Raw genomic sequence first — 1,575 nt, forward strand, 5'->3', positions numbered from 1 at the left:
CGATGCCTTCGTCGAAAGCGCTGAAACTTGACTTTCGTACCTCAAGTCTTCGAACAGCACCGCTTTTACCGACTACACCATCTTGTTTTTTGGCTTACCAGCTGATGCCGGAATAACCACTCGAGATTGAAAGATATTTCTAAAAGGATTATTATTATTAGCCTAATAGCAACCAGTATTACGCTCTTTGCACTAAGCTCTCTGCTTAAATACCTTGCCACCTTGCCACCTTTCTCCTTTCTCCTTTCTCCTTGTTCCCCTCGTCCCCTTCTCACTTACTCTTAGTTTTCTTTCTAAAATCAGCAGGAGAAATATTTACGGTTTTATGAAATACATAACTAAAAGAAGATAGGTTATTGTATCCGCATTTGAAGGTTATTTCGCTAATGGAGAGATCCGTTTGTAATAGCAATTCCATGGCTTTAATAATGCGTGTTAGTTTTACATATTGTAAAAAAGAAGTATTCAGGTTATTCTGAAATAACCGAGATAGGGTGCGGGTGCTGTAACTAAATTTTTCGGCAATATAATCCAATGAAAGAGGCTGGTCGATGTTACGATGAATGTATTTTACGATTTCACTTAAACTTTCGTTGTTTGTTGTTGGTAAGGCTATTGGTAAAGGAAGGTTGGCTGCGCTGGCAATCACATTATTTAAGGTAATCAGAAACTGGAATTTCTCCTGATCATCATTGCCAATTTCACCTTTCCAGCTTAAGGTGTAGTTTATCATTTCAGCCAATAAGTTAGTTACAGGATATATCCCTGCATTAGTTTCAAGCGAGGGATTACTGGTTTTTAAAATGGTGGGAATGTAGATGTTATGCACCATTTTAGCCTTGGTTCTGAATATAATATTATGTTCCAGTCCTGCGGGTATCCATAAGAAGTGATTGGCCGGAACAAAAAAAGATTTACGAGGAGTATTAAAATATGCCGCACCACCTTCCAGGTAATACAATTGGTGCTTATTATGACTGTGGATAGGGAAGTTTTTTTCTATCCCTTCATGCGCCACATAAAATAAATCCTTATTGGTATTTACCTTTCTTAAAAAGCTGGTTTTTGACATCGATCAATTTATTTAATACTACTGTGATTATTCTTATTCCGTTGCAGGGCTGCTGCAAGCTTTAATTATTACAAAATTGCTGGTGAGAGTTTACCGTTTTCTGGTGCAAGATTGCATCTTGTACCTTATATTACAATAATTCATAACCATTTTCCTCAACCACTGCTGGTTCGAGTTTGTAACTCGGACCATATAATACAATATTCTACCACCGTATACCTCAGTCTTTTGCATTCGCATTATGCTCTTTGCACTAAGCCCTCTGCACTAAGCCCTCTGCACTAAGCTCTCTGCACCCAGCTCTTCGCTCAATCACCTTTCTCCCTTCTCCTTGTTCTCTTGTTCTTTTTTTCGCTCAAGCCGATGGGCTTTTCCTTTTTTCTACAGTCAAAAAAGGAAACAAAAAGTCCGCCGGCTGCACCTGCCTCGCTCAAAAAACTACGATGCCTTCGTCGAAAGCGCTGAAACTTGACTTTCGTACCTCAAGTCTTCGAACAGCACCG

1 protein-coding gene is annotated in these 1,575 nt (G+C 39.2%); it reads right to left on the reverse strand.

Annotated elements, in window-relative coordinates; all coding sequences use genetic code 11:
- Window positions 1-271: 271 nt before the first annotated feature.
- The gene (locus tag OM075_RS25000; protein ID WP_301193293.1) at window positions 272-1,072 is read right to left on the reverse strand and encodes a helix-turn-helix domain-containing protein; all 801 of its coding nucleotides are present in this window, start codon (window positions 1,070-1,072) and stop codon (window positions 272-274) included.
- Window positions 1,073-1,575: the final 503 nt, after the last annotated feature.

The sequence above is a fragment of the Plebeiibacterium sediminum genome (assembly GCF_026013605.1).
Lineage (GTDB): Bacteria > Bacteroidota > Bacteroidia > Bacteroidales > Marinilabiliaceae > Saccharicrinis > Saccharicrinis sediminus.

Coding starts and splice junctions, on each gene's coding strand:
- OM075_RS25000 (WP_301193293.1), bottom strand. CDS start 1,072: ATGTCAAAAACCAGCTTTTTAAGAAAGGTAAATACCAATAAGGATTTA.